The sequence below is a fragment of the Enterococcus larvae genome (assembly GCF_017830045.1).
Lineage (GTDB): Bacteria > Bacillota > Bacilli > Lactobacillales > Enterococcaceae > Enterococcus_L > Enterococcus_L larvae.
Genome location: NZ_JAEDXU010000010.1, coordinates 47,857 through 68,666 on the forward strand (window position 1 = coordinate 47,857; position 20,810 = coordinate 68,666).

Annotated in this window: 18 protein-coding genes; 2 read left to right on the forward strand and 16 right to left on the reverse strand. The window is 40.8% G+C overall.

The window, feature by feature from the left end; all coding sequences use genetic code 11:
• Positions 1-156: 156 nt before the first annotated feature.
• Together I6N96_RS16340 and I6N96_RS16345 are read right to left on the reverse strand one after the other, a co-directional pair.
• A complete protein-coding gene (locus tag I6N96_RS16340; protein ID WP_209558639.1) occupies positions 157-1,287 on the reverse strand; it encodes a tyrosine-type recombinase/integrase in 1,131 nt (376 codons plus the stop codon).
• Between the two features lie 1,015 nt (positions 1,288-2,302).
• Positions 2,303-2,911, reverse strand: coding sequence for a DUF1054 domain-containing protein (locus tag I6N96_RS16345; RefSeq protein ID WP_209558640.1), 609 nt, complete (start codon positions 2,909-2,911; stop codon positions 2,303-2,305).
• 365 nt (positions 2,912-3,276) lie between these two features.
• On the opposite strand from I6N96_RS16345, the gene I6N96_RS16350 reads away from it, so the two are divergent.
• Both I6N96_RS16350 and I6N96_RS16355 read left to right on the forward strand, forming a co-directional pair.
• On the forward strand, positions 3,277-3,600 hold the full coding sequence (locus tag I6N96_RS16350) for a PadR family transcriptional regulator (RefSeq protein WP_209558641.1): 324 nt from the start codon (positions 3,277-3,279) through the stop codon (positions 3,598-3,600).
• The gene (locus I6N96_RS16355; RefSeq protein ID WP_209558642.1) at positions 3,587-4,153 is read left to right on the forward strand and encodes a DUF2812 domain-containing protein; all 567 of its coding nucleotides are present in this window, start codon (positions 3,587-3,589) and stop codon (positions 4,151-4,153) included. The genes I6N96_RS16350 and I6N96_RS16355 overlap by 14 nt, the downstream gene beginning before the upstream one ends.
• A gap of 59 nt (positions 4,154-4,212) precedes the next feature.
• On the opposite strand, the gene I6N96_RS16360 is transcribed toward I6N96_RS16355, so the two are convergent.
• The 14 genes from I6N96_RS16360 to I6N96_RS16425 form a co-directional block, all read right to left on the reverse strand.
• Entirely contained in the window at positions 4,213-4,989 is a 777-nt protein-coding gene (locus I6N96_RS16360) for a helix-turn-helix domain-containing protein (protein ID WP_209558643.1), read from the reverse strand.
• A 305-nt stretch (positions 4,990-5,294) separates the two neighbouring features.
• Complete coding sequence (locus I6N96_RS16365; RefSeq protein ID WP_209558644.1) at positions 5,295-5,687, reverse strand: hypothetical protein; 393 nt, start codon at positions 5,685-5,687, stop codon at positions 5,295-5,297.
• Positions 5,688-5,756: 69 nt separating this feature from the next.
• Positions 5,757-6,494 carry a hypothetical protein gene (locus tag I6N96_RS16370; RefSeq protein ID WP_209558645.1) on the reverse strand — a complete coding sequence of 246 codons (738 nt, stop codon included), beginning with the start codon at positions 6,492-6,494 and terminating at the stop codon, positions 5,757-5,759.
• A gap of 14 nt (positions 6,495-6,508) precedes the next feature.
• Complete coding sequence (locus I6N96_RS16375; protein ID WP_209558646.1) at positions 6,509-7,459, reverse strand: DUF5067 domain-containing protein; 951 nt, start codon at positions 7,457-7,459, stop codon at positions 6,509-6,511.
• Positions 7,456-10,086, reverse strand: coding sequence for a YfhO family protein (locus I6N96_RS16380; protein ID WP_209558647.1), 2,631 nt, complete (start codon positions 10,084-10,086; stop codon positions 7,456-7,458). Before I6N96_RS16380 ends, I6N96_RS16375 begins: the two co-directional genes overlap by 4 nt.
• Before the next feature lie 29 nt (positions 10,087-10,115).
• Positions 10,116-10,856: a signal peptidase I gene (gene lepB / locus I6N96_RS16385; protein WP_245187016.1), complete on the reverse strand. Its 741-nt coding sequence runs from the start codon at positions 10,854-10,856 to the stop codon at positions 10,116-10,118.
• A 15-nt stretch (positions 10,857-10,871) separates the two neighbouring features.
• Positions 10,872-11,597 (reverse strand): signal peptidase I, encoded by a 726-nt coding sequence (gene lepB / locus I6N96_RS16390; RefSeq protein ID WP_209558649.1) that lies wholly within the window; start codon positions 11,595-11,597, stop codon positions 10,872-10,874.
• Between the two features lie 25 nt (positions 11,598-11,622).
• Positions 11,623-12,291, reverse strand: coding sequence for a hypothetical protein (locus I6N96_RS16395; RefSeq protein ID WP_209558650.1), 669 nt, complete (start codon positions 12,289-12,291; stop codon positions 11,623-11,625).
• A gap of 24 nt (positions 12,292-12,315) precedes the next feature.
• Positions 12,316-13,419: a WxLIP family cell surface protein gene (locus I6N96_RS16400; RefSeq protein ID WP_209558651.1), complete on the reverse strand. Its 1,104-nt coding sequence runs from the start codon at positions 13,417-13,419 to the stop codon at positions 12,316-12,318.
• 87 nt (positions 13,420-13,506) lie between these two features.
• Positions 13,507-14,277, reverse strand: coding sequence for a WxL domain-containing protein (locus I6N96_RS16405; protein WP_209558652.1), 771 nt, complete (start codon positions 14,275-14,277; stop codon positions 13,507-13,509).
• A gap of 34 nt (positions 14,278-14,311) precedes the next feature.
• Positions 14,312-15,115, reverse strand: a complete 804-nt coding sequence (locus I6N96_RS16410) for a WxL domain-containing protein (RefSeq protein WP_209558653.1) — start codon at positions 15,113-15,115, stop codon at positions 14,312-14,314.
• Positions 15,112-15,489, reverse strand: coding sequence for an LPXTG cell wall anchor domain-containing protein (locus tag I6N96_RS16415; protein ID WP_347339094.1), 378 nt, complete (start codon positions 15,487-15,489; stop codon positions 15,112-15,114). Before I6N96_RS16415 ends, I6N96_RS16410 begins: the two co-directional genes overlap by 4 nt.
• Positions 15,490-15,506: 17 nt before the next feature.
• Complete coding sequence (locus I6N96_RS16420) at positions 15,507-19,835, reverse strand: isopeptide-forming domain-containing fimbrial protein (protein WP_209558654.1); 4,329 nt, start codon at positions 19,833-19,835, stop codon at positions 15,507-15,509.
• A gap of 166 nt (positions 19,836-20,001) precedes the next feature.
• Positions 20,002-20,700 (reverse strand): DNA-binding response regulator, encoded by a 699-nt coding sequence (locus tag I6N96_RS16425; protein ID WP_209558655.1) that lies wholly within the window; start codon positions 20,698-20,700, stop codon positions 20,002-20,004.
• Positions 20,701-20,810: the final 110 nt, after the last annotated feature.

Sequence of the window (20,810 nt, forward strand, 5' to 3'; positions counted from 1 at the left end):
CGGTAATTTTTTCTTTAAATCATTAGTTCTGAGAAAAAAACTAAAAATAGTTGTTATATAGGCGTGTTATATATTCTTTGACGGTTTAAATGACGGCTCTTTACTTTACGTAACGAATCAAGTACAGCGGTAAATTAAAGAAGCTTCGCAAGAAAATCACGAAACTTCTTTCATAAAACTATTTAAATTTAATTTAGAATCCAACCTTGAAATTGCAACCTGCCTATTTTCCCACATAGAATCCGTATAGGTATCCAGCGTCATCTTGACAGAAGAATGACCTAGAAGCCTGCTTAATGTCGCAACATCGACCCCCTCTTCAATACACCGCGTTGCAAACGTATGCCTTAGTACATGAAAATGAATTCCCAATCCAGCCTTTTCCGTAATTTTTTTGAAGCGATAATTGATCACTCGCGGCTCCGCAAAGCTTTTTTTACAGGAAATCAGAAATTCCGAATCAGATTTTTCTTGATTTGCCAGTAGATACTCTTTCAAATTTTCAGCTAAGGGAATGTCTCGCCTTGACGTTTCTGTTTTTGGTGAACTTAAAATCAGCTTTGTTTTTTTGCTGTCTCCTTCACAAGTAACTCGAAGAAGTGTACGTCTCACTTGAATGATATTACTTTGAAAATCAATATCCGACCACTTCAGCCCACTGATTTCACCAATACGCATACCCGTATACAAGGCAAGTATCACCGGAGAGCAACTCCTCTCCTGCAAAGCCACCTGTTCCAGCCTTTTCTGCTGTTCAATAGTCATCGCACTGACGCGTGTATTTCTGTTTTTAGGAAGCACGACATCTTCGCATGGGTTTTCTGTAAGATAACGCTCTTTACATGCCTGATTCAACGCATGCTTCAATACAGTGATAATGCCCTTGATTGTTGTTGGCGACAACGCCTGATTTTGCAGAAAATAGACAAAATCTGTAATGTCTGTGTGCTTCAGCAACGCCATTTTTTTGCTCCCTAAAAAGGGAATGATATGTCTTTGTACACGACCGAAGTACGCAGCATATGTCGTGACCTTGACGTTTCTTCTTACCGTGTATTCAAGCCAACGGTTCAGCCAGTCCGCTAAACTGCCCTGAAAGATCAACTGAGACTTATCTGGTTGATTGTATTGTGATTTTAAAATCGTCAGTTTATTTTTTACCGTATTATATTTTTTTCCATACACATACCCAAAAACTATTTTGCCATTTTCAGTTCTGTTTTTTATATAGCGGCCTTCATAACGACCATCTTTTCTTTTATAGATATTTTCACCTTTTCTAGCCAAAAAAGATCACTTCCTACTATTAGTTTTGACGGCTTTTCCGACGGCTTATTAAATATTGAAAACAAATTTCCTTAGATTTGCTTATTATCTGCTGTCTTTCAATGTTTCTAACTTCATTTTTATCATTTGTTTCGTTTTTTTACGAAAAATATGAAAACAAAATCGCAAAAAAACGATAGACTGACAAACTTTTTTCGGTTAGAATACTATTGGAATCATAAATTCTGTCACTTATTCTGATAAAAATGACTTTTTTCTCAGAACTAATGATTTAAAGAAAAAATTTCTTTTTTTCTTATAAAATAAATGTATAATAATCAGATAATTTAAACAATACCAAAATCTCAATATTTCTCTGTAAAAATTGACAGTATCTCCCATTCTTATTATCAGATAGATATTACTCCATGTAAATAAACAGCGCCATCCTTCACCTTACCGTTTTATCTATCCAATACTCCTATTTCAAAACACTGACAGTAGTTTTCTCTCACCGTCAAATCTGCAACAACTTTTCCAACCTAAGCTTGATCCGTCCTATCCAACAACAACTATACATAAAAAATCCTGATCTTTTTTGCAAGCAATTATTAATCACTCAACAACAAAACAGAAACTTTAAGCGATTCATTCGTTCTTTAAAGGGAGTAAATACATATAAAAAGATCACTTTTATCGAAATCAATCAGCGTTTACGCAAACAGAAGGGACTCTGACTTTCAATCGTCAGAGCCCCTTCTATAATTTAGAAAGCTTTCTAAAGCTGAATATACAAATTGAAATTAGCAGCATACAGCCATTTCTCAACAGTATAAAAGACCGTTCTTAACAACTATCTTTTCATGAAGAAACTACTGAAAAAAATCCTTCAATGCCACTAGCTCCATTTGGGAAAATGTCCTGCTCCACTGCTCCAAAATCCAATAACTTTCAAAAGGAGTCTAAAGTCCAATCTCTCCCCTGCCATCTATTAAAGATTATTCATGCAACCTATTTTTAAGAAGCCAAATGACCGCTACCCTTGCTCCATCGCTAAAGTGTATAGCGGCAACAGTTGCTGATAGGTATCCAGCATATAGGCTTTCGCTTTCTCAGGGTCCTCTAAAAGTTGAGAATCTTTTCGGATGATTCGTCCTACTTGAAACTCCCCTTTTTTTATATTACAAAATCGAAGCAGCCCACGCTCTACATCCGCCTCATTCAACTTCTCGATTTCAGGCTGCGTATGATCCAAAGACATGTAGAAGTCTTCCGGCAAAAGATCCAACAACTCTTGATTATTTAAGAACGCCTCAGCAATTTTTTGTTCGTTTTTAGGATTATCGATCAATGACAACCACATGAAGATGTACTCCGGCCAGATCCCTAATTGAAAATGAGGCTCCATCTTATACCCACGTTTTTTTTGGCTTAGCGCAGACCACGTATTCTCAGGCGGGTATGCTGTCCGACGACGATGCTGTGCGATATGAACAAACAATTCTTTGTTGATCGCTTCTCCCAGCTCCAATGCAAAATATTCATCCAACTCTTGAAAAACAGGCTGAATCAAGCTGCGGATTTCTTCCATTCTCGGCTCCAGACCATCAATTTCAAATACTTCAAAACTTTTCTCTGTAAACATTAAAATAGAAACTCCCCCTTTGGTGATATAAGTCCTCTTTCACTCGAATAAGCCCATCCAAAGATGCGGCATACCAGTCCATCTAACGAATGAATAACGAGTACTTACTTTTTGAAATAAAACATGTCTAACTCTTCCTGCTATTTGAACCTATCTTTTTGATAAATTCAGCAGTCCAACTAGTCAACTATCCATTTTTCATGCTTAAGAGTAACACCTCTGCAAAAGAAATACAACTCCAATAACTATCATAATTTTTAATAAATTGAGTACTTGAAGAGAATAAGTATCCATGTTAATATATAGTTAAGCTATATATAGCCAAACTGTATATAATCAAATAACAAGCAGATAAGGAAATCGTTATGAATACACCATTGACCGAGACAACCTATTACATCCTATTATCACTAGTGACCCCCTTGCATGGTTACGGCATCATCACTAATGTCAGCGAACTAAGCAATGGACAAGTTCTTATCGCGGCGGGGACCCTTTATGGTGCTTTAGAAAACCTAAAAAAGAAGGGGTATATCGAATTATTTACAGAAAGCAGCTTAAGGAAGAAGAAGGAATATACATTGACAGAAGAAGGTTGGAGGGTGTTGAAAGAAGACTTTCAACGAATGAAGCAATTGGTCGCAATCAGTGAAGAGTTATTAGGAGGAAAAGACAATGAAAAGAATTAGATTCTGGTTTCCTGTAAACTCGGAAGAGAAGTGGCTAAACAAACAAGCAAAAAACGGCTACGAATTGGATACAATCGTCCCATTCCGCTTATTTGTTCCCTTAGAGATGCGTGTCTATGAGTTTAAGAAGACAAAAAACAAGAACCTGCACTACAGGATCGATTATCGCTCATTCCCATCGAAAGAAGCACTCAATGACTACCTTGACCTTCTTAAAGAAGATGGCTGGCAGCATTTCAAAAAGGACTTCAGCTATGATAACACGACAAATGCGCTTTATTTTTACAATGTTACCGATAGTCACAAAGAACTTTTCTCCGACAAGCAATCAGAAAAGGAACGAAACCATCGCGCCTCCTTTACGCTAGTAAAGATGAGCCTGCTCCCTTTTCTCGCAGCAGTATTGCTCCCTTATTACCGTAACTTACCCCCAGCTGACAGCTTCCTTTCATTCATCGGAAAATACTTTTTCCCTCTGGCGACTGCCGGTATGCTGATTGCTGCTGGTCTCTTAAAAATAACCGAAGACAAAAAAACACAGCTTCATCAGTAAATAAAAAACAGCTTATGAAAAAGCGTACCCTGCCTTTTCATAAGCTGTTTTGATTCCTACTAAACCTTTCGATAAACTGACAATAATTTATCCATTCGACCACCGTCTATTTTCAACATTCCACATGCGATCATACCGACCATCGCAAGGACCTCCACTATATTATGAAGAATAAATTCCATAGGATCGATTGCTGATTTAGTAAGAATGATGGATAATCCTTCAACACCAAAGCTCAAAAACAAGGCCAATACTGCCAACCACCAGAATCCAATCGACGTAAAACGCCACATCAGAACAAGTACCCAGCTATAACCAACCCAAACAGCGGCTACAGTTAGAAGCTGCTTTAAATCAAGCTCCTGGTTATAGCGTTGAATGACTACCATCAACAATGCAACCAGAATAGTTACGGATGCCCCTGCTTTGATTAGCCTTTCAGTCTCCGTATACCTCCATGTAGAAAGAATTGCTCCCGCTATCATACAGCCAACGACCACAATCAAAGACCAAGTAAACGCCTGATTGTATATAAAATCAATGCCCAGACAAATCAGACCGCTGACTGTCAACGTACTCATAAACACCATATAAAGAACTTCCCGTATATTTTTTCTTTTTAAACTGCTGACCATTTTCTTATCCCCCTTCAATAACGCATCTAAAGAGATTGAAAAAATTTCACTTAGCTGGATCAGGCTTTCAATATCCGGATAGCTTCGTCCCACCTCCCAGTTTGAAATCGTCTGCCTGGATACATGCATTCTATCTGCCAACTCCTGCTGAGTAAAATGATATTCCTGTCTTTTCTCTTTTAGCTTTTCTCCTAAATTCATTGTTGTCTCCTTCTGTTTTCACTATAGGAAAATCATACCATTTTCACAAGAAAAGAAAATGAGCAACTGATAAAAATCCAACGCCAAGAATCTAAGCACCTTGATATGACAGGGTTTCCGTACATTTCAAAAGAAGTACAACGCAAAAAAACGACCACCAAACGTTAGCTTTTCAAGCTAATGTTTAGTGGCCAATTCAGCCTATCGATACTTTTACCGCTGTTTATTTTTATAATTTACCATAAAGCTTCGTCAATAAAATCACTCTTTTATGTTCCACTGTTCTGTATACGAAATCAGATCTTCTACGATTCCTCTTCACTTTCTTTTACTAAACTGGCATAGATAACTTTATCGTCTGCTTTATAGATATAGATATGAATCGTTTGATTGTCATCCACTGTATATCGATATAATTGTACATCCTCCTCCGAATTCAAATAATCCATCAGCTCTACAAACTCCGGAAGACTTTCTATCTCATCACCGTTTTCCTGCAGATCAAGATTCACATACTTATCCAGATTTTCCATTGACAAATCCATTATCTCTGTCGGACTGCCAAGCTCCGCCTTTACCTCAGAAACAGTCATCCCCAGCTTAACTTTGTTCAAATCGTCTGCAGTGATCGTTTTTGAACAACCAGTTAGCAGAGAAAGGCCCACTGCAATCACGATACCTGTGATAATTTTTTTCATTATTTTCCTCATTCCATAATGGATTCCAACTATAATCCCTATCTATACGTGCTAAAAACGATGCACAGCCTACTTACGATAATCAATCGTTGCCGCATAAATTTGGTATAGAACACCATTTTCATCATAATTCACACCAAATATTTTCCCAAACAGGAGCGTTTCATCCTCTTGAGGCGTTTCATAAATGATTATCTTCTGCCCTTTCAAATCTTCCTGCTCTTTGGTTGCTTCTTTGAATGTCTCAAGCAGCTCATCTAGGTTCTCAAGCTTAAGGAGTTCACCGATTTTTTTCAAGACTGCATCCAGATTTTTACCGTTAAAGGTATTTTCAGCAACTGAATTGTAGATATCCAAACGCTGGCTGTAAAGGATCGTTTGTTCCAATTCTTCCAAATATTGAAATCTGGCTGTTACTGTCCCGTAAGAAGAGTAGTTCTCTCCATTCTTAAACTTTATCTTACTGATAAATCTCAGTTCCCTGCCGGAAGCATTGAACGTAAATTCCTCTGGTTCCTGTACTGCGCTGTCAACCTTCATCTCGGTCTTGATCAGGTCACGCCAGTCATCGAACAGCGGCGGCTTTTCCAACTGAAACTTATCTGTCAGATCTTCTACAGCCTCGGCTTCATCCTTCACGATATAATCATAATCGCCAAAATCCTGCGAGCGTTCTTTCCGCCACGTAAAGCCTGCTTCTTCTTCTGAAAGTGTTTCATCAAAGATTGACTGAGTCGTCTGATCCGCACATCCCGAAACAACAACGAGGAAGCTGATCGCAGCGGCTCCTATTATCCATTTTCTCATCCACATTCTCCTGCCTATCTTTCAATTGTCAGCTGCATCGGCGTACTACCATCAATCTTACCTGCATCTGCCTGAACAGTGATCGTCTGCTTTTCAGAGTGAAGGTCGTAGACCACTGCACATTCCATCGATTTTCCTGCAGCAATCTGCTGACTGCTCTGCTCAATCAAGTAACGCAGCTCATCATCTGCCGTTTCCAACTGCTTCATTGCCGATAACTTCTCCGTTCCTTCCGTAACTGTAAACAGCTCTTGCCATTCGTCTAATGGGATTAAAGGAGCCTCTGTTTTATTAGTGATCACATAGCGCAAAATCAATTGCTGATCGGTAACCTTGGAGCCTGTGATCCGAACAGAAAGCCGTTCATTTTCCAGCTGACGTGTCGTTTCAGGTTCGCTCTGGCTATCTTCTTCAGACTTTTCGCTTTCTCTGCTGCTTACTTGAATCAGAGAGTCGACGGATTCTCTGATCAGCTGCTGTTGCTTCTCCGCACTGTTATCTCTAGGGCGGTAGCACTGCAGATTAATTATATGGTTCTCTGTCACGATGTAGTAGATATCCAGCCAGACAGCCTTTTTTTCATAAACGCTGGGCATTAGATAATGGACGGCCGGATAGCCTTCTACTTCAAAGCTTTCCTGCTCGCCAGTCTCCAATTTATAATACGCACTCAATTCTTTTTCTGTCTGTTCAAGCAGTTCAGCCTCCGTTATCGGCTCACTTTTTTGTGCTCGAATAAATAATACAGAACGACTATTTTGATCCTCAGCGCCAAAGACAGCCGCTTCATTGAATACTTCCTTGTAGTCGTCCTCTACTTTCCAGCCTTCCGGAATCTGAATGCTGTATTCACTGCCATCGGCACTAAAGGTTTCACTTTCCTGATTCAACTGACCCTTCTGACAGGCTGTCAACAATACACTGATCAGGCCAAACCATAGAAAAATAGAAAGTCGCTTTTTCATATGCTTTCCTCACTTTTTTCTTTTTCCTCCTGCATCAGCTGCTTTCTTCTGCCCCACCAGACATACACGCTAAAGCAAAGTATGCAGCTAACAAATAAGACGGCACCCACAGCGAATCCTTGTGGTAAAAAGACAAATTCGATTTCATGCGCCCCTGCCGGTATCTTGACTGATAGGAAAGCATCTTTAAAGGTCGTAACCTCCGCCTCTTCTCCGTCGATCAGCACCTTCCAGCCGCGATCATATGGAATAGTTGTAAGAAGCACCTGTTCTTCTTCTAGTTCCACTGAAGCTTTTGCTCTCCGACCTTCTGTCTGAAACGCTACTCCCTGTTCCTGAATCTTTTCTGCTGCCTCAGCAAAACGCTCTGTATCTAAATAAACAGCATCCGGGCGATAAAGCGACAGACTTTGACTAGCATCCCCATCAGAAAATCCGACTTCTACTTCAACAGTTGTTGTTTCTTCGTAATACCCTAAATCATAGTATTGCCCTGTATTGACCAGTTTGCTGGTTTCAGCTGCAGCTTCTCCATTTATAGTCAATTTCACAGTTACACCGTTGGCTTCTGACCAATTGGCCGGTACAAGACTTAAATAGGCCTGCATCTTAGCAGGGACCGTTACCATCCAAGTAACCCTCTTCGTCAGATTCGGCTCCTTTTCACTGATGGTGATGGTTTTTTCTTCTTCCGTCACAATTGCATTCTCTGTACGGATCAATGCTGCTTCACCAAATGCAAACAGCTCTCCATCCATTCCTGACAAATGATTAAACAGCTCTGTCTGGTTTGCTACTGCATCTTTTCCATAAATAGCCTCATCTGTCAGCACACCCAGAGGCATTGCATATTGATTTTCATATAAGGAGTATTCCCCCGACTCAGCTACTTTTTTATAACCGAATTTATTTACTTCTCCTTTAGTCAGGTTGTATTTCATACCAATCAAAGTATCTGCCAGTAATGTATTGTTTTTGTACTCAATGGTCAGATTTGTACCCAACGACCGGAAACCCAATGCATTCAAATATTGAGAGGAATGACGGTTCCGAATGGAAGAAAACATCGAGACCCCATGAGTGCCGAAATTGAAACTGGAATTCAACGAATCTGTACCGGCGATATCCGACCGGAAAAATGCCGTTTCCTCCTGCCCCATCGTCCCAACTAGCGTTTCTATATCATCATAAGATTCTGTGTAATAGGAGCGAGGCGGATAGCCCCAATCATGCAGAACACCGCTTATCATTGCTTTTGCATTTATCCCAGCCTCTCCAAACATCAAAATCAGGAGCAAGACAGGAACCCATTTCTTCCATTTTGAATCAGAAATCCAAAACAACCAAATCAGTAAATACGCCAACAGCAATCCAATCGTCAAAACCAATGATTCTGTAGTGATCACGTCATAACGTTTTTTATTGGAGAAATAAAGGAAAGCCAAAAATACTGCCCCGATCCCCAAGATGCCATTGACCAATCGATTGCTTTCTTCCTTTGAAAACTGTTCTAGCCCATACCCGGCAAGTAAAATAACCAGAAATGACAACAAAAAACTAAAACGAAACAAAAACATATTCGGGGCATGCATCCCATGCCAGAATAAATTTAAAGGATAGATATAGACGCTGGCAATCACCAAAAGCATCAGACTTCCATAGCCTAGTTTATTCTTCAAAGGAATCTTCCCGCTTAAAAAATAAAACATACAGAAAATCACAGGAACCAGACCGATATAAACGAACGGCATGCTTTCATATTTCGAGGTATCATATACACCCACCATACTTTTCGCAATTAAATCCCAAACACCAGTATCAGGAGTCAATAACGAAGTGATTTCGTTCAAGCTTTCCCCGTTATAACTCAAATCCATAATCGTTGGAAGGATCGTTATCATTGATGCTCCGCCAGCCAGAAAGGAAGTAATCAAATAAGACACAAAGCGACCCTTGTATCGCTTCCAATCAAGAGTCGTCCGAATAAATGCATATAGGAAGGTAAATACACCCACCATGAAAGCCATGTAAAAATTCGATAAAAACAAAAGCAGATAACTGACAAAAAGAAGTGTTGGTTTTTTTTGATCCATCAGACGATGGATTCCCCAGACAATCAGCGGTAAGTATAGAAAAGTATCCAGCCACATGATTACAGGAGAGTAGCTTACAGCATAAGACATCAACGCATAAGAGACACTTAGTCCGACTGTCAGCCAACGGTTGATTTTAAATGTATGCTGCGCAAAAAACCAAAAGGATAGTCCGCTTGCACCAAATTTCAATAATGTCAGGTAATAGATTGTATCCGGCATGGCTGCATTGTCAAAAAGAGCAACGAGCGGTGTAAAAACACCGTTTAGATAATAGGCCATCAACGACCAGTAATTCAGCCCTAAAGAACCTGACCAAGTATAAAAAATACTCTGTTTCCCTTGAAGAACATTTTTGAAGCTGGCATGAAAATTGGAATATTGTGCAAAAGAATCCGTTGCCAAGATGCTTCGCTCACTCCCCGGATAAATATCTATAGAGTAATAGGCAATAATCATCAGCAGTACAGGAATACTGAAGCTCAGGATCATTGCCGGATAATGCTGTTTGATAAACGTTTGTAGTCGTTTCATTTACTTTCTCTCTTTCTTATCTTCTGGTCTCAATGAACAAGCCCCATCGTATTCAATGGATAATAACGATACACAACAATACCTTCGATTTGAGTGCTCTCAATCAAACCGAATTCACGGCTGTCACTTGAATGAAGACGATTATCTCCCTGAACAAAGTAGTGGTCTGCCGGGATTCGATCAAGATGAAGCAGTTCATTCGCCGCCTGTTGAGACAAGGTGACTTTAATTGTGCCATCCGATAGTTCCTCAGAATCTTCTACTTCATCCTGTTCATTTTCTTTCGGTAATAGGTACAAAGAAAGGCCTCTCACCTGAATTTTATCTCCCGGAAGGCCAATTACTCGCTTTACATAGGAATCATCCTCTGTATATTTCGGATCAAATGCAACAATCGAGTACCGTGTGATCTCTTTTGTCTTAACAATTAAAATCCGATCCCCATTCTGAAATGTCGGTTCCATCGACTGACCATCCACTTGATGAGCCGTAAACCTTAAAAAGAAGCATAAAACAGCTGCCAATAAAAGAAGCAGCCACAGCGTTTCTTTCTGCCTTAACCCTCTGAGAAAATTTTTTCCGGTTTTTTTCCAAAAGGAAGGCTGTTTCAGTCGATGCAGACGCTGCTTCCACGTCAGTTTTTTTCTTCTGACAGGTGCCCGCCCCTTCTTTTTACTGCTCTTCCCCGTTTTTTTCTGAGGTGGTCTTCTTTTTTTCTTCTTATTTCCGACTGGCGACTGTCTGTCGGATTTTCTTCTCTGCTGTTCCATCAATCTTAATCCTCATTAAAACTGGCGCATTGCATGGATCGGAAAAATACGTGCTTTAACAACGCCAATTATTTCTTTCTTCTTTACAAAGCCAAAATAACGACTATCGGTTGCATAGGATCGATTATCCCCCATGACAAAATAACAGTCCTCCGGCACTCGATTGCTGCCTGTTGCTTCATTCAAGGTAAAATCCTCTGTCAATAATTCATCTACGCCATCGATACTACCTGTAGAAAGAAAGCGCTCCGGAATCTCATTGCCATTCACAAATAAACTACCGTTTTTATAGTACAGCTCTTCTCCTGGCAAACCAATCACTCGACGTACAAGATTTTCCTCGGAAGAAGCCTCTTGAAAATAAATCAGACTAAATCGACGAATCGTTCCCCATTTGTAAACCAGCAGTCGATCCTGATCATTCGTTGTAGGGGTCATAGAGTAACCTTCCACTTTTGGCAAGCTGAGCAGCAGCTGAAAGACGGCAAAGAACAGAAGCAAAGAAATTCCTAATGCGAGCAATATTTCCATGACTGTTGTTCGCCTTGTTTTTCTCTTCCTGTTCTTTTTCGTTTTACGCTTTCTCTGGACCAACTTTCTTTTTCTTGTATTTGCAGAGGCTTTCTTCTTCTGTCTTAAATTACCGCTGTCCCTTTTTGCAGTCGCTTTTTTTGCTGATTGTCTGCTCTTTTTTGAACGTCTTACATTGCCTTTAGGAACCAGCTTCTTTTTTTTACTCACTGTTCAGCACCTCAGATCGTCTCTGTTATTGCTGCTTTTTCAAGGCTTGTTCATTGACACTGAAACGCTTGAATACACTGCTCTGACTTTCCTGCACTTTTTCAATATCCTTCAGATAGCTTTCAGCCGTTGCCTGATTTGCAAGGCTATCGACCGTCTGTCCATTTAAATTGACACCTAACTCCCGCAGTAATGTGAAATGACGGTTCAGCAGATTCTGTCCATCTTCTGCAAGACTAAGGGACGCACGACGAGCACCATAGCTTGCTAAACGAGAGGTGATTTCCTGTAGGTTTTTAATCGACTTTTGCGGATTTTCACCAGCAGCAATGTTATTGATCTGCAGCTGTGCTTCATCCAATAAATAGTAACTCTGAACTAAAGCCTCAGAATCTTCACTTGGCAAATGATTTTGCTGATAATAACGGGAATATAGGCCTGTCCCCAGAGATAACCCAGCTATCAATAACAGCAGCACACTTCTAAAAAGCTGCTTTTTTCTTTTTTTCTCCAATTGTTTACGCAAGCGTAAAAACTGCCGACGCTTCTTTTTGTTTTTCGGCGGACGTTTCTTTTTTACAGCCTTATATTTACGGCCAGTCCGAAAAGAACTAATAAAAAAGAGGAAGCCGAACAGGGAAAAAAGAAGAGTGCTGGATAATAAGAGAACAAATGACCAGTCTAATACACTCATACTTCTTTCTTCCTTTCTTTTCCCTTACTCTTCGCGAGGCTTTTTAGATTTTTTTTGTTTACGTGCTGCCTTTTTCTTCGCTTCTTTTCTTTTACGTACAATGCGTACGATCCCGAAAATAATCAGAATCACGACTACCATACCGCCGACAATCATTCCCACCAACATCCAGTTTATGCCTTCTTCTTGTACTAAGTTTACATCCTGTTTGTTGTACTTATCAGCTTCTTCATCTGTAATAGTAAACTCCTGATCCCATTCCCATTTCCGTTCTCCGGAAGCAGCCGTGACCTTTGCACGATAATTTCCCGGTACCATTTTTTCACCATTCATTGAGACAGGGAAATCCAGCATACTATTAGGAGCAACTCGCATATTTGCCTTCTTAGTATCATAAAGAACTGTTTCTGACCCTTGCTCAGTGACCTGTACCTCGATTGTCAGATCATCTAAATACGCTGCTTCAATATTAGACAGATTAACAAAGATACTGTTTCGGTAGTTGTTCAATCCGGCATAAACGCTGTTCAAATCCAGCTCCGGCTCCACCACAGTATCCGTTTCCGTCAGCAGCATCCCGACCATAAAGGCGTACTCGTTGATGACCCCTGTCTGTTCTTTTCTAGCTTCCTCATCCACCGCTCGCTTCAACTGAATCCCGCCGGAGATAACACCGTCATATCCTGCTTCCGGCATAGTAATCGTTAAATCAAACATGGCAGTCCCGCCAGCTGGAACCACAATAAATTCCGGAGCCTTCACAATATCTGCAAAATCATATTTTAATGATTTGTCATTATCTATTGCGCTTGGCCCATATTCTATTACACCATTCCCATTCGTTTTTGCCCCGTTCAAAGAGACACTTACCTCTGTATCCGTATTTCCATCGTTTGCCAGCTCGATTTGTACAACCTGCTGTTGACCAGGCGTCATTCGCAGATCAAAGTAGCCCACCTGTGTATTCAGTTGGTTTTCTGGTTGAATCGTTTTATAAGAAAATCCCAGTGCACTTGCTGTATCAGCTGCTGCAGACGATGCTTCCTCTGCATATGTTGGTGTTGATATACACCCTATTCCTACTATGTATAAAACAATAGATAAAAACACGACAAGTCGTTTCTTCATGCTTTTCGGCTCCTTCTCTTTCATCATAAAAGAAGGTTTCCGGCTCATGTGAGCCGGAAACCTCACTCATTTTGATTCGTTTTTTCTTTAGATAGTTTCAGACAATGTCCAAGTGATTACTGCATTGTAATCGCCTGATCCGATTGGAGATCCATCAGGAATATTCAGAGTTACTGACTCTGCTGCTTCCTGTGAAGCATCGCCAACTTTACCGAAGTTCAATTCGAACTGTCCGTAACCAATACCATTTACACCAGTGTTACGGATAAATGTAATTGAGTTGTTTGAAGCTGAATCGATTGTTCCACCTGTGTTGTTTACTCCATCAGGATCTAAAAGAGCAGAACCAGTTTGTGTTGTATACACATTTTTATAAGTGATGTTTGCCCCTTTAAGTTCAACACCTGAAGCTGTTTGGAAGTTTTGAGTCATTGTTGCAGATAATGCATATGCATGGTTTTCTTGAGTACGCAAGTCTTGGTATTTAACAAAGTTTTGTACTTCGAATTCTTCTGTTCCAGCTGTTGTGCTTCCTGGGTTAGCAGTAAATGCCAACGCATCGTAGTCACGTTTGTTTGTTGCTGTCAGAACATTATGAGAATCAAATTCCAATGGTGTTACAGCGATGATCCCGAATTCACCTGGGTTTGTTACTGATGGAAGGTTTGTGATAGTTGTTCCGTCAGTTACACCTGGTTCTGTTGGAATTACGTCTGAAGTATCTGTACCCAGAGTAAATTCGATATGTCCAGTACCCGTTTTAGAATCGTCAGCTGCCTTTGTTGTGTTTGGTACTGCAAGTGCTACACCTGCTGCTGCTACGATTGCAGCGCCGCATAATTTGTGTGTTAATTTCATTTGTGTTTCCTCCTAATATTATGTGTTTTTTTATTTATGGCAACTCGGCTAATATCCAAGTTAACACCGTAGAGTAAGCGACCGGATCCTTTTTAGTTGCCCCCGGTACAGACAACGTGATTGCACTGTTTTCATGAATGGCTTTGCCATAAACGGCATCCTGCATCGGATTTCCGTCAATTCCCTGCTTTTCTGTCAGCGTATTAGTCTGTCCCTTTGGGTTCTCGCTAGAGGCACCGAAGGAAATCGACCAAGTACCGGCACCGGTACCCGACTTTGCTTCAGCAAGGTTATAGGTTGCACCAATATTGTCCAGTTGAATCACTTCTTTAGAAACAGTTGGCGCCATTGAGCTGTCCATAGTGGAATTTACCCATGACTTATCCAGTGATAGTACAGCCCCATCTAATTGACTGTTGGCTGTACCAGTATTTTGAAATTGCGTCTCCTGCCTAAGCTGTAATGTCCAGCCCAACGCAGCGCCGCGATAATCAGAAATCTGTACAAAATTTCCTCTGGCAGCCGTATCATCATGAAACAGCTGTGCATTAACAGAGTAAATCATGTCCTTATCAGAAATTTTATTGACGCTTGTAAAATCAAACTGAGGAACAAAGTCGATCCGAAGTTTTCCGGATGTACTTGGACTTTCTCCTGGATTCGTTGGATTTTCGGGATTTTCAGGATCACGTACTCCTACATCATCATAATCCCCTGTAAATTCTACATTCCCGCTACCATCTCTTGTGCTTTCCGCATAAGCCTGCAGACTTGCAGGAAGGAATAGACACGTGCTGAAAACAAGTGTCAAAGAAGCCCGCATCAAAAAATGCTTCATTCTTCTGCCTCCTTTTTCTTACGCTTGAACAAGAACAGGATAAAAGCAATCATCAAAAGAGCGATACCGCTAATTGACAAGCTTGTTTTTACCAGCTCACCAGTAGATGGATACTTTCCTGTCGGCTTTGTTACCGCCGTACTTGAATCCTGCACACTTGAAGAGCTCGGCACTTGTGATGAACTAGATTCCTTTATAGGAGGTTCTTCACTTGTAGAAGAGCTTGGTTCTGTCTCCCCTTCATAAAAACCGATGTGTCCATTCGTCTGAACAGCACCGCCGACTCCTTCAGCTGCAAATACCAAAGAAGCGGATGAGCTGCAAGCCATTACCAACACCAAGGAAGATAACAACAGACAGATTGTTTTTTTCACTATTGTTTCCTCCCTTTTTATGGTGTTTCACTCAATGTGAATAGGATAATTGCCTGATATTCACTCATTTTTCTATATTGGTTCGCTGATAGATGCAATTCAAAACCATTATCTTTATTTTCCCATTCAGCTTCACTCACGTTATAGCTGCCGCTGGAAGAATGTTGATGCTCTGTAATGATTTTCGCTTGATTCAGCTCCAGAACCTCTCCGCCGCCATCACTCTTGTAAACCAATGCATCGGGCAACAGATAAGATGAGTCCTCAAGAGAGGTCATTACCTGTGTGACTGTTGCAGTTAATTTCCAACTAGTTAAGGTCGCTCTGCTGTCACTGACAACCAACGGCGTATCATAAGTTGGTTTCTTAGCCGAGAACTCCCCATAACTTCTAGTTTCTCTTACACCGAAATCAATTTTGTTTGGTGCGGAAACCAGCTGCAGTGTACCGAAAACATTGCCTGGTGCTGCTGCTGCATTGGAGCTTACTTCATAGGTTTCGTGATCAGCGTTTGGATCAATCGGCCCTGCAACAAACGGTGTTTCTCTTGGAGAGTCACCGATTGCACTTGCTTGATTGGTAACGATTGTTCCTACTGCTGAATCGTTAACTGTCACCTTGAAGGTCACTACCACATCCTGCTGGCTGCTCAGATCACCTACGTTAACTGTCAGTACATGTGTACCAGCATCGTAGTTGTAATCCGGCGTCACAGAAGTGCCATCAACAGTAACGGTCAGCTCTGCTGATGCAGAATCAAAATCGACACCTGTCGGTAACCCATCCGTAATAACAACGTTTGCCCAATTTGTATCAATTGTGTCAGCCTTGTCATTTTTCGCCGTCAATGTATACAGCAAGGTATCGCCTACCTGAGTAGTGGTTACTTCCGCATTGTTTCGATAAACCTTAACGCCTTTAGTCATGGTTGGACTATCCGGCAGCACGTCGATTGTCATCAAGTGTAACGATGGATCAAAACGTTCATCTGCTGTATCTGTCTTCACCGCATCATGATAGCCTATAAAGCTGTCATAGCTGTGAATATCAATATTCAGATTTCCATATGCGCCATTCGGTTCTTGTGTGTAAGAATCCGGTAACACATAGCCTGGATTCGGATCGATCACGGTATTGTCTTTCAAGTAGACATCCACGTCATCGTTTTTCTCTAAATAAGCAGACAGATCCAATGTCCATTGACCACCGGAAACTGTTGTTGTTACAACGTCGCCAGAGCTGTTTTTCAGCCATTGACCATTCACTTTGACAAAAACATTTGCTCCGTTTTCATCACTCGTTCCAGTCAGCTGTTTCGTCGCATTCGTCAAACTCCAACCACTAGCAACAGCTGCCTGGGTTGGTGGTGTAACATCGATCGTTGTTGTAATGCCTACTTGAATGTCTTCCGGGCTACTTACATGTACACGATCAGAATTGGCATCTGAACCACCACGCCATGCAGCAACAACTTCTACTGTCATGCCTTCCTGAATAAATTTCCCATCAGGAATAGGGATTTTAACCATTCCTCCACGTGCTTCTTCGCCGTACACACTTAAGCCGGCACTCGTATCATCTTTACCGATCGTTGTCCCTACGGTTGTAAATGCAGTTGTACCATCAGGATTTTTCACAACAACTTCTACATAAACTTCGTCTGTCCAAGCGTCACGAATGTCATCGATTCCCTCCGGAACAGAGACATGTCCATAAACGTACTTATCTGCATTTGTCGGAACTCTTATTTCATCAATGATTGCCGCCGCATTATTGGCACTCATACGTGCGTAAGCCTGTGCTCCGGTAGATCCATAAGAATCTGCCGCAGTATTGAACTCCGCCGGCACATTTGTTGAAACAATATTTCGGAAATTTGCACCAGATAGAGAATAATCAAAAATCGACCATGCTCTGAATGGATTACCATCTAAGTTAGAACCGGTTTTCCAAACAGATAAATCTGAATTTTTAGAAACCATCGTTGAAGCAGATCCACCTGAAAGCGCATAGCCTCCACCTGGACGGTTATTTCTCAAATCAAAGTATTTTGGTGCGTCTAACTCAAAGATCAACGTACTTGCATTGATCGCTCCACCATTAGTAGCTCCAGATGATCTTCCTTCCAAGGAATAGATAGTCTTCGGACCAGCTGTTGCACTCAACGTAGAAGATGAGTAGATAGCCGGACCTTCTGCTGCGTAAACATCTACTAAGCTGTTTTCACCTGAAAGATTGAACGACCCAGTTCCTGTGTACTCAATACCACCACGATCATCATTATCGGCACTGCCATTGTATCCTTCGTTACTGATACGTAATTGACCGCCATTAGTAACGTTGGCATGGTTATCATTTCCATACATACGAATTCCGAAGGATGTCGTATTTTTAGAAACAATATTTACAATCCCATTATCGATATTGAAGGTTTGCTGCCCTCTGATCCGGAATCTCAGTGTCGAGCCCAAATTATAGTCAGAAGCACCTTGGCTATCTTTAACTAAATGCATTTCAGCACCGCCGCTAACATTGAAGATCGATCCTTGAGACTGCATTTGCAAAGCAGAACTACGGATATTTCGACTGTGAAGTTCAGCTTCGTCAGTCAAATTAAACGTAGCACCGTCTCCTTGTACACGCATCGTTGCTCCATTATTCGCTGTAAAGCTTGTGTTGTCAGACGACATATTCAACAAGGTTCCCAGACCTGAAATATTGATAGTTGCCGGCTTATCAGCGTGAGCACCATCACCAAAATCATAAGCAAGGGCTACTGCCTCTCTTGTCTTTGAGTGGACATTAAAAACTGCACCACTAGACATATTCAGCTCATTTTTTGTTCGTGTCCAATAACCAACAGCAAAAGCATTGATAGTCATTTCAGAATTAGGTTCCAGTGTAAATTTAGAAATTGTTCCATAAATACCATGGGAACCATTAGACCCTGCACTTAAGTCACCGGTAGTTGTCACTGTATTAGATGTACCATTATTGGTAATTGTTACTTTGGCACCTTCTTTAATAAGAACTTCGGCCTCTTCATCAAGGAAAACCACCGCATCACTCGTTGCATTGTTACTAGCCAACTCAAGTGTAGCGTCCTTCCCAACAACTAAGCCTGTACCATAAATCCTGCTTCCAGATCCTGTAGGTGTTACTTTGAGTTCCACATTGTCTTCAACGACAAATTTCTTCACATTGAAGGAATAGCTAAACGTATTTGCTGCATAAGTGTACTCAAGGTTGAAGTTTGCACCTTCACGAACAATAAATTCAGCTGCCGCAGATTTCACCTGTGATACAGTTGCTCCGTTCGCAGTTAAGTTTAATGTGCCGCCATTCAGAACATTGATTGCCCCTGTGGCATCCAACTGCGTACTATTCGCACCAGTACTCGAACTAGTGATTACAGCACCTGACTCCACCGTTAAATCACCAGTGGTAGCAATAACACGTGTATAAGTTGACGTTGAACTTGTTTCTACTTTAGAACCCATTTTTGCAGTAAACGATCCCGCATTGATAATGGTTGTATAGTTTGCAGAGATTGCTGTCGCAGTACCTGCTTTGATAACAGCATTTTCTTCAAGAGTCACAGCCCCTGTAACATTGATACCAAAAGCATTAGTAGCCGCTGCTCCATTGACACTCCAAGTGCCTAAATCAACTGTTGCATCTTTGCCAACAGTTATAGTCTCTCCTTGGAAAGCACCACCATTTCTCAATGCTGATGTATTGAACACCACGTTTGCGTTGTCCAATACATTTAATGTCGTTGCCCGAATATGAGGTGCGCCTGCCGCTGAGTTCATTCTCAGTTGCGTATTTCCAGAAATATTTACCACCGCACCTGCAGCGTCTATTAATGCGCTTTGTGCAGCAGTTGTTTTAGTTCCAGAGGTCACATTATTCACATTGATCACCCAGTTTGCTCCAGCTCCTGAAAAAGTAGCTGTTGCCGGGGTTGTGTACTTATGGAAGTCAACATTATTCAGAGTCAATGTAGTTGTTTGTCCAACACTCCCCAAAATGATTCCATTGCCAGGCGCTGTTGTACCGGTAAAGAAGTTGATTGAGTGACTATTCCCATTAATTGTCACATCTCTTGAGATTGTGCCTGGCGAAGCAGAGCCACTGGCAGGTTTTGTAATATCTCCACTTAGGTTTATCTCAGAAACAGTAGATGTCTGCAGTGCCGTAACAAAACCATCCCAGTCACTGACAGTTGTGCTTGACGCGTAAGCCTTATCTGATCCGGAAAAACCTAAACAAAATAGTACTGCCACTAGCCCTGTCACTACAGCGATCTGTCTGAGTTTGCTAAATCTGTTTCCTAAGCTCATAATTCTTCTCCTTTCCTCAAAATTTTCGTGTTTCACTAATCCAAACACTTATATTCCAAATCCCAAAAAATAAGTTGTTAAATTTCATATCGTGTTTCAACTTGACTATTTCATTGGGAATGAAACCTGATTGAATGATTGCCGATCAAATCACAGCATTTAAGAATCATGATTCAGACAGCATATAGCCCTTAGACCGAACTGTACGAATAATTGAAGGCTTTGCTCCGCCATTTTCCAGCTTTACTCTTAAATGAAAAACCAAATTGGCTACTTTATATTTATATTTATTATTCTCATAGGGTGCCTGCCAAATTTCTTCATAGATATCTTTGTAGGAAACACCTTTTGAATGATTTTCATAAAGCAGCCTCATCAATTGGAACTCAAGCCGTGTCAAAGGAATTTCCTCTGAACGTCCAGATGGTCTTACACTTAGGTTATGATTAATCAGTTTCAGACCTCCCTCTTCTTTCTCTTCGCAGATATCTTCTATTGTGTTTATCTTTTGATACCTCTTTAGCGAGTTGTTCATCGATAAACTCATTTCTTCCGGGCTGTTGTCTTTAGTAAAAATCCCATCTGCTCCCAATTGAAGATAAATGATTTTTTGCACATCCACAGGTTCATCACAGAATATCCAGATAAAGGAATTCGACATCTTTTTGATCTTTATTATCAGTTCGCAAATTTCGCCAATATTCTGACTCGTATTCTCTTTAAGAACAACACCATCTAAGTCATCAATCACCTCTTCTATATCCTTTTCATCCACTAAGGAGAGGTTGCACTCGGATTTGTTGATTGTATTCACATATGTATTTTCAAATTTTTCATTCACTAAGTTTATTCCTATGTTGTACATACTTCGATTCTCCTTGTATACTAAAATTTAAGTGTCTATTTTTATAACTGCTGTTTTTGAGTGTCTAACTATTTGGGTATTCACTATCGCTTGCCATTACGTTTGCTTTC

Bases quoted from the DNA above. Each gene is read 5' to 3' on its own strand.
- I6N96_RS16345 (WP_209558640.1), bottom strand. From the start codon at position 2,911: ATGTTTACAGAGAAAAGTTTTGAAGTATTTGAAATTGATGGTCTGGAG.
- I6N96_RS16350 (WP_209558641.1), top strand. From the start codon at position 3,277: ATGAATACACCATTGACCGAGACAACCTATTACATCCTATTATCACTA.
- I6N96_RS16355 (WP_209558642.1), top strand. From the start codon at position 3,587: ATGAAAAGAATTAGATTCTGGTTTCCTGTAAACTCGGAAGAGAAGTGG.
- I6N96_RS16360 (WP_209558643.1), bottom strand. From the start codon at position 4,989: ATGAATTTAGGAGAAAAGCTAAAAGAGAAAAGACAGGAATATCATTTT.
- I6N96_RS16365 (WP_209558644.1), bottom strand. From the start codon at position 5,687: ATGAAAAAAATTATCACAGGTATCGTGATTGCAGTGGGCCTTTCTCTG.
- I6N96_RS16370 (WP_209558645.1), bottom strand. From the start codon at position 6,494: ATGAGAAAATGGATAATAGGAGCCGCTGCGATCAGCTTCCTCGTTGTT.
- I6N96_RS16375 (WP_209558646.1), bottom strand. From the start codon at position 7,459: ATGAAAAAGCGACTTTCTATTTTTCTATGGTTTGGCCTGATCAGTGTA.
- I6N96_RS16380 (WP_209558647.1), bottom strand. From the start codon at position 10,086: ATGAAACGACTACAAACGTTTATCAAACAGCATTATCCGGCAATGATC.
- lepB (WP_245187016.1), bottom strand. From the start codon at position 10,856: ATGGAACAGCAGAGAAGAAAATCCGACAGACAGTCGCCAGTCGGAAAT.
- I6N96_RS16395 (WP_209558650.1), bottom strand. From the start codon at position 12,291: ATGAGTGTATTAGACTGGTCATTTGTTCTCTTATTATCCAGCACTCTT.
- I6N96_RS16400 (WP_209558651.1), bottom strand. From the start codon at position 13,419: ATGAAGAAACGACTTGTCGTGTTTTTATCTATTGTTTTATACATAGTA.
- I6N96_RS16405 (WP_209558652.1), bottom strand. From the start codon at position 14,277: ATGAAATTAACACACAAATTATGCGGCGCTGCAATCGTAGCAGCAGCA.
- I6N96_RS16410 (WP_209558653.1), bottom strand. From the start codon at position 15,115: ATGAAGCATTTTTTGATGCGGGCTTCTTTGACACTTGTTTTCAGCACG.
- I6N96_RS16420 (WP_209558654.1), bottom strand. From the start codon at position 19,835: ATGAGCTTAGGAAACAGATTTAGCAAACTCAGACAGATCGCTGTAGTG.
- I6N96_RS16425 (WP_209558655.1), bottom strand. From the start codon at position 20,700: ATGTACAACATAGGAATAAACTTAGTGAATGAAAAATTTGAAAATACA.